The following is a 7,785-nucleotide window of genomic DNA, read 5'->3' on the forward strand; positions in this document are numbered from 1 at the left end:
GGGGGGGGGGGGGGGGGGGCGGGCGCGCGCGCGCGCGGGGCGCGGGGCGCGCGCGCCCGCCCCCCCCCCTCCGCGTATGTGACCCTTGCCCTCATGCCTGTCGTACGTGATCTGCGCGTACTCCTGCGCCTGAGGGATTTCCGCAACCTGCTCGCCGTACGGCTGCTCTCCCAGGCCGCCGACGGCGTGTACCAGGTGGCGCTCGCCACCTACGTGGTGTTCTCCCCCGAGAAGCAGGCCTCGCCCGCGGCCATCGCCTCGGCCATGGCCGTGCTGCTGCTGCCCTACTCGGTGATCGGCCCCTTCGCCGGGGTGCTGCTCGACCGCTGGCGCCGCCGCCAGGTGTTCCTCTACGGCAACCTGCTGCGCGCCCTCCTGGCCTGCGGCACCGGCGTGCTGATCGTCGCGCACGTCCCCGACTGGCTCTTCTACGCCTCGGCCCTGTCGGTGACCGCGGTCAACCGGTTCGTCCTGGCCGGGCTGGCCGCCTCCCTGCCCCGCGTCGTCGGCCCCGGCGAACTGGTCACCGCCAATTCGCTCTCGCCCACGGCCGGGACGCTCGCCGCGGTCGCCGGCGGGGGACTCGCCTTCCTCGTGCAGCTGCTGGCCTCCGACTCCAACGCCCTGGTGGTGCTGCTGGGTGCCGGGCTCTACCTCTGCGCGGCCCTGGTCTCGCTGCGTCTGGCCGCGGGCCTGCTCGGCCCGGACCACCCGGCCGGCCGGGTCCACCCGTCGGTCGCCGAGGGGGCCGTCATGACCGTCCGGGGCATGGCCGAAGGGCTGCGGCACCTGGCCTCCCGGCGCGAGGCGGCGCAGACGCTCACCGCCATGACCGTGATGCGCTTCTGCTACGGCGCCCTGTTCGTGACGCTCCTGATGCTCTGCCGCTACTCGTGGTCGGACGACGAGTCCGACGGCCTCGCCCTGCTGGGCATCGCGGTCGGCGTCTCCGGGGCAGGATTCTTCGCGGCTGCCGTCGTCACCCCGTGGCTGGTGGGCCGGCTGGGGACGCGAGGCTGGATCACGGCATGCTCCGCCGGGGCCGCGGTCCTGGTGCCCCCGCTCGGCCTGTTCTTCGAGCCCGGACCGATGCTGGTCGCGGCCTTCGTCCTCGGCTTCGCCACCCAGGGCGCCAAGATCTCCACCGACACGTCCATCCAGTCCCATGTGGACGACGACTTCCGCGGCCGGGTGTTCTCCGTCTACGACGTGCTGTTCAACATCGCGTTCGTCGGCGCGGCCGCGGTGGCCGCCCTCATGCTCCCCCCGGACGGACAGTCGGTCCTGCTGATCGTGAGCGTGGCCGTGCTCTACGCGGTGAACGCGGCCTGCCTGCGACGGCAGAGCGCCCGCGTGTGAGCACCCGCGTGTGATGCGTCACCCGGAGCGATGTTTCACGTGAAACATCGCTCCGGTGCCCCGTCTCAGGCCTGGGCGGCCCACCACTCCTTGAGCGCCGCGACCGCGGCGTCGCGCTCCATCGGACCGTTCTCCAGCCGCAGCTCCAGCAGGAAGGCATAGGCCTTGCCGATCACCGGGCCGGGGCCGGTGCCCAGGATCTGCATGATCTCGTTGCCGTCCAGATCGGGCCGGATGGCGTCGAGCTCCTCCTGCTCCTGGAGCTGCGCGATGCGCTCCTCCAGCCCGTCGTAGGTCCGGGAGAGGGCGTTGGCCTTGCGCTTGTTGCGCGTGGTGCAGTCGGACCGGGTCAGCTTGTGGAGGCGCTCCAGGAGCGGGCCGGCGTCTCGGACGTAGCGCCGCACCGCGGAGTCGGTCCACTCGCCGTCTCCGTAGCCGTGGAAGCGCAGGTGCAGCTCCACCAGCCGGGACACGTCCTTGACCATGTCGTTGGAGTACTTCAGCGCGGTCATGCGCTTCTTGGTCATCTTCGCGCCCACCACCTCGTGGTGGTGGAAGGAGACCCGGCCGTCGGACTCGAAACGGCGGGTGCGCGGCTTGCCGATGTCGTGGAGCAGGGCCGCCAGCCGCAGCACCAGGTCCGGGCCGTCCTGCTCCAGCGCGATGGCCTGCTCCAGCACGATCAGCGAATGGTCGTAGACGTCCTTGTGCCGGTGGTGCTCGTCACTCTCCAGGCGCAGGGCGGGCAGCTCGGGCAGCACGTGGTCGGCGAGCCCGGTGTCCACGAGCAGGCCGAGCCCCTTGCGGGGGTGCGCGGACAGCAGCAGCTTGTTCAGCTCGCCCTGCACCCGCTCCGCCGAGACGATCTCGATCCGCTCCGACATCGCCGTCATCGCCGCGACGACCTCGGGGGAGACCTCGAAGTCGAGCTGGGCGGCGAAACGCGCCGCACGCAGCATCCGGAGCGGGTCATCGGAGAAGGAGTCCTCCGGGGTGCCGGGAGTGCGCAGAACGCCCGCCTGGAGGTCTTCCAGGCCCCCGTGGGGGTCCACGAACTCCTTCTCCGGCAGCGCGACCGCCATCGCGTTCACGGTGAAGTCGCGGCGGACCAGATCCTCCTCGATCGAGTCGCCGTAGGAGACCTCCGGCTTGCGCGAGGTGCGGTCGTACGACTCCGAACGGTAGGTGGTCACCTCGATCTGGAAGCCGTTCTTCTGGGCGCCGACGGTGCCGAAGGCGATGCCGACGTCCCACACCGAGTCGGCCCACGGCCGGACGATCTTCAGGACGTCCTCGGGGCGGGCGTCGGTGGTGAAGTCGAGGTCGTTGCCGAGACGCCCGAGCAGCGCATCGCGTACGGACCCGCCGACCAGGGCAAGGCGGAAGCCGGCCACCTGGAACCGGCGGCCGAGCTCGTCGGCGACAGGGGCGACCCGCAGCAGTTCACTGACCGCGCGGTGCTGCACCTGACTCAGGGCACTGGGATTGTCTTCGTTGGCGTTCGGCACAACAGAAAAGGGTACGTGCCCGGCCCGGCGCGGGCTTCCCCGTTTACGGCACCCCCGCCCCCGGCGGCCGGGAAGCGGAGCCGATCATGTGGAGCAAGGCGCGGCACTCGCGCACGGCGGGTCTCGTTACCATCTGTGGACGCACGAACGACGACCACTGACACTTCGAGGGACGGGCTAGCGCGTGGCCGAGGCGGCAGACATCCAGGGGGCACACCCCGCTCCTGCCCGGCGCCGGTGGCTGCGGCGCGCCGTCGTACTGCTGGCCGGGACCCCCGTGCTCGCCGCTCTGGTCTACTCACCCGCCCCCCAGACCGCCCAGGCGGCCGAGGCGGGGACGGTCGACGTACAGCTGAACGAGATGGCCCCCACGGCCCCGGTCAAGGGCGACACCCTCACGATCTCCGGCACCGTGGTCAACAACGGCCGCGAGACGATCACCGGGGCGCACGTGGGCCTGCGGGTGGGACCGGCCCTCGGCGACCGGGCGTCCATCGACGAAGCGGCGGAGCGCGCCGGCTTCCGGGCCGGCACGGATCCCGGCGAGATCGACCAGGCCTTCGCCGCGAAGATCCCCTCGCTGCCGTCGAAGGCGAAGCAGGACTTCACCCTCACCGTCCCGGTGAACAAGCTGGAGCTGGACAAGGACGGCGTCTACCAGCTCGGCGTCTCGCTCTCCGGCGAGACCGAGAGCCGCCAGTACGAGCAGGTCCTCGGCATCAAGCGGACCTTCCTGCCCTGGCAGCCCGAGGCCGCCGCCAAGCGCTCGCAGATCACGTACCTGTGGCCGCTGATCTCCACCACGCACCTGACCGCCGAGACCGGCTCGGACGAGCTGCAGACCCCCGTCTTCCTCGACGACTCCCTCGCCGAGGAGCTCAAGCCCGGCGGCCGCCTCCAGCAGATGGTCGCCCTCGGCAAGGACCTGCCCGTCACCTGGGTCATCGACCCCGACCTGCTCTACACGGTCGACGCGATGACCAAGGGCTACCGCTACCGCACGCCGGACGGCCGGATCGTCCAGGGCAAGAACAAGGCCGTCGCCGAGCAGTGGCTGAGCGCCCTGGAGACCGCGGTCCAGGGCAAGAAGATCGTCGCGCTGCCGTTCGCCGACCCGGACATCGCCTCCCTCGCCCACCAGGGCAAGGACGTCTCGGGCACCCTGGGCCAGCTGCGGCCGGCCACCGACAAGGCGAAGCAGGCCGTGGAGACCGTCCTGCACGTCACCCCGTCCACCGACTTCTCCTGGCCCGTCAACGGCGCCATCGACCCCTCGATCGTCAACGTGGCGACCTCGGCGGGCGCCCACAACGTCCTCGCGCGCAGCGACAGCCTCCAGGAGACCGGCGCCCTCGGCTACACGCCCTCGGCGGCCCGTCCCATCGGCGCGGGCGCCACCGCCGTCGTCGCGGACGCCGACCTCTCCACCGCCTTCGACGGCGACATGCTGAACGCCGGGAACGCCACGCTGGCCGTGCAGCGCTTCCTCGCCCAGAGCCTCGCCCTGAACCTGCAGAAGACCGACGAGCAGCGCAGCTTCGTCGTCACCCCGCAGCGGATGCCGTCGACCAGCCAGGCGCAGTCGATGGCGGCCGCCATACGCGGCCTGCAGGCGGGCCGCTGGACCCAGCCGGCCGACCTGGACGCGGCGGCCGCCGCCAAGCCCGACCCGGGCGTCAACACCCAGGTCCCGGGTGCCGGCCAGTACCCCGAGGCGCTGCGCAAGACCGAGCTCCCGGTCGCCGCCTTCGAGAAGATCCGCACCACCCAGAACACCCTCGACCACTTCAAGGTCATCCTCAGCGCCCCCGACCGCGTGGAGATCCCGTTCGGGAACACCACCAACCGCGAGATGTCCACCTCCTGGCGCGGCCGCCCCGAGGAGGCCCGGCTCTACCGGGAGCAGGTGCAGGAGTACCTGCTCGGCCTGACCGAGAAGGTCAAGGTCGTCCCGAAGTCCGACGCCACCCTGTCCGGCCACAGCGCCACCATCCCGGTCAGCGTCCAGAACAGCCTCGTCCAGGACGTCCACAACCTCGTCCTGCGGGTGAAATCCGCCAACCCGACCCGCCTGATGTTCGGCGACAACGGCCAGGCCGAACAGGAGGTGACCGTCGCGGGCGGACACAGCCAGACGGTCAAGTTCACCGCCAACGCCACCGCGAGCGGGCCGGTCGAGGTCACCGCACAGCTCTTCACCACCGACGGCGTGCCCTACGGCAAGGCCCGCAAGTTCACCGTCGAGGCCACCGAGATCACTCCGACCGTCATGCTCGTCATCGCAGGTGGCGTGCTCCTGCTCGTCCTCGCAGGCATCAAGATGTACGCCAGCCGCAAGCGCGTCGCGGCCCGGGCGGCCGTCGAGGAGAGCACGCAGCCGAGTGACGAGACCCCGGACACCGGAGCGCAAAGCACCGGGCCGTCCGGCACGGGTGAGACAGTGGACCGTTGAGCGATGCCGTGGCCGGTCGGCCTGGGGACGATGAGGTGGGGTTTCGATGAACGCGCCGTACGACGGTGACCGCGCGCAGGGCACTGGTGGGCCCGCGCCCTCCCAGGGCACTGCCCCGGGCACTCCGGTGCCCGGGCAGGTCGCCGTGCCTGCGCCCGCGCCGGACCGCGACCCGTATGTCCAGGACGCCTACGACTACGACCCCTACCGGTCGCAGGACCTGTCGGCCCAGGACCCCGTGGCCGAGGTCCTCTACGACCGGGCCTCGCACCCCCCGCCGCCGCCCGGCACCTACCAGGAGCCCGGCCCGCTGTACGCGGCGCCGCAGGCATCCGTGCACGCCCCCGACCCGCACGTCTGGGCGCAGACCCCGCCGCCCGAGCCGGACGGTCCCTCGCGGCACCTGCCGTACGGCGACCACGCGACGACCACCCAGTTCGTCGGGGTGGACTCCCTGGTCACCAAGGCGGCGGACGAAGCGGCGGAGCCCGATGCCTTCGCGCACCTCTACCGGGACCAGCAGGGGAACCCCGGCGCCCCTGTGGAGGACGCCCCCGTCGCCGCTCCGGCGCCGAGCAAGCCCGCCGGCCGTGCCTCCAGCCTCCTCAAGTCCAGCGCCCTCATGGCCGCCGGCACGATCGTCTCGCGCATCACCGGCTTCATGCGGACCCTGGTCATCGCCGGTGCCATCGGCGTCGGCACGTTCAACGACACGTACCAGATCGCCAACACCCTGCCGACGATGATCTACGTGCTGGTCGGCGGCGGCGCGCTGAACGCCGTCTTCATCCCGCAGCTGGTCCGGGCCATGAAGCAGGACGACGACGGCGGCGAGGCCTACGCCAACCGCCTCCTGACGCTCGTCGTCGTGCTGCTGGCCGCCATCACCACGATCTGCGTGCTCGCCGCGCCGGTGTTCATCACGATGATGTCGCCGAAGCTCGCGTCCGACCCGCAGCAGATGGAGGTGGCGGTCGCCTTCGCCCGCTACTGCCTGCCGACCATGTTCTTCATGGGCGTGCACGTGGTGCTCGGTCAGATCCTCAACGCACGCGGCCGGTTCGGCGCGATGATGTGGACCCCCGTCCTGAACAACATCGTCGTCATCGCCACCTTCGGTGCCTTCATCTGGGCGTTCGGCGGCTTCACCACCTCCGGTGTCAGCGCGACCACCGTGACCGCCGACGGTGTCCGCCTGCTGGGCCTCGGCACCCTCCTGGGCCTCACGGTCCAGGCCCTCTCGATGCTGCCCTACCTGCGTGACGCCGGCTTCAGGCCGCGCCTGCGCTTCGACTGGCGGGGCCACGGCCTCGGCAAGGCGGCCCGCCTGGCCAAGTGGACGTTCTTCTTCGTCCTCGCCAACCAGATCGGCCTCGTCGTCGTCACCCAGCTCGCCACCTGGTCCGGATCGGTCGCCGAGAAGCAGGGCCACCCCGGCACCGGCATCACCGCCTACAACTACGCGCTGCTGCTGTGGCAGATGCCGCAGGCCATCATCACCGTCTCCGTCATGACGGCCGTACTGCCCCGCATCTCCCGCTCCGCCCACGACGGGGACGCGGCCGCCGTCCGCGACGACATCTCCTACGGACTGCGCACCTCGGCCGTCGCGATCGTGCCGTGCGCCTTCGCGTTCCTCGCCCTGGGCGTCCCCATGGCCACGCTGCTGTACGCCGGTTCGGGTTCCGGCGCCCAGAACATCGGCTACGTGCTGATGGCCTTCGGCCTCGGGCTGATCCCCTACTCCGTCCAGTACGTCGTCCTGCGCGGGTTCTACGCCTACGAGGACACCCGGACGCCCTTCTACAACACCGTCATCGTCGCCGCCGTCAACGCGGCCGTCTCCACCGCCGCGTTCTTCGTGCTCCCCGCACGCTGGGCGGTCGTCGGCATGGCCGCCGCCTACGGCCTCGGCTACACCGTCGGCGTCGGGGTAGCCTGGCGGCGCCTGCGCACCCGGCTGGGCGGCGACCTCGACGGCGCTCACGTGATGCGCACCTACGCCCGCCTCACCGGCGCCTGCGTACCCGCCGCCGCCGTGGCGGGCGCAGCCGCCTACGCGGTCACCCAGTGGCTCGGCAGCGGAGTCGCAGGCTCCGCCGCCGCGTTGGTCGCCGGCGGTGTCGCGCTGGCCGCCGTGTTCCTCGTGGCGGCCAAGCGGATGCGGATCGAAGAGCTCAACGCCATGGTCGGAATGGTGCGCGGACGACTGGGGCGCTGATGCGCACAACCGTCGGAGCCTCTCGCGTGTCGTGCATAGCGTCAGACTGTGGGCACAATTGGCATGGCTTCGCAGACTGGCCGACAGCGCGTAACGGATGGGGAGGCAGGAACGACGGTGGCGGAACGTAGCACGGCTGCCGTCGACGTGGCCGACAACGGCGGCAATAAGCCCCCCCCCCCCGATTCGGCGACCGCCCCCCGCCGCCGGGGGGGCCACCCCAACAGACCAGCCCCCGACCGACC

General features: G+C 71.4%; 4 protein-coding genes. 3 read left to right on the forward strand and 1 reads right to left on the reverse strand.

What is annotated here, in order from left to right; genetic code table 11:
* Nucleotides 1–93 precede the first annotated feature (93 nt).
* Entirely contained in the window at nucleotides 94–1,359 is a 1,266-nt protein-coding gene (locus tag ACFXA3_RS14370; RefSeq protein ID WP_385186632.1) for an MFS transporter, read from the forward strand.
* Between the two features lie 65 nt (nucleotides 1,360–1,424).
* Here ACFXA3_RS14370 and ACFXA3_RS14375 read toward each other — a convergent pair whose 3' ends face one another.
* On the reverse strand, nucleotides 1,425–2,867 hold the full coding sequence (locus ACFXA3_RS14375) for a CCA tRNA nucleotidyltransferase (RefSeq protein WP_385186636.1): 1,443 nt from the start codon (nucleotides 2,865–2,867) through the stop codon (nucleotides 1,425–1,427).
* 184 nt (nucleotides 2,868–3,051) lie between these two features.
* Here ACFXA3_RS14375 and ACFXA3_RS14380 point away from each other — a divergent pair, with 184 nt between their 5' ends.
* The gene (locus ACFXA3_RS14380) at nucleotides 3,052–5,319 is read left to right on the forward strand and encodes a DUF6049 family protein (RefSeq protein ID WP_385186639.1); all 2,268 of its coding nucleotides are present in this window, start codon (nucleotides 3,052–3,054) and stop codon (nucleotides 5,317–5,319) included.
* 46 nt (nucleotides 5,320–5,365) lie between these two features.
* Nucleotides 5,366–7,540, forward strand: coding sequence for a murein biosynthesis integral membrane protein MurJ (gene murJ, locus ACFXA3_RS14385; protein ID WP_385186642.1), 2,175 nt, complete (start codon nucleotides 5,366–5,368; stop codon nucleotides 7,538–7,540).
* Nucleotides 7,541–7,785: the final 245 nt, after the last annotated feature.

Source organism: Streptomyces sp. NPDC059456 (assembly GCF_042750055.1).
Taxonomy (GTDB): Bacteria; Actinomycetota; Actinomycetes; order Streptomycetales; family Streptomycetaceae; genus Streptomyces.

Bases quoted from the DNA above. Each gene is read 5' to 3' on its own strand.
- murJ (WP_385186642.1), top strand. From the start codon at position 5,366: ATGAACGCGCCGTACGACGGTGACCGCGCGCAGGGCACTGGTGGGCCC.
- ACFXA3_RS14370 (WP_385186632.1), top strand. From the start codon at position 94: ATGCCTGTCGTACGTGATCTGCGCGTACTCCTGCGCCTGAGGGATTTC.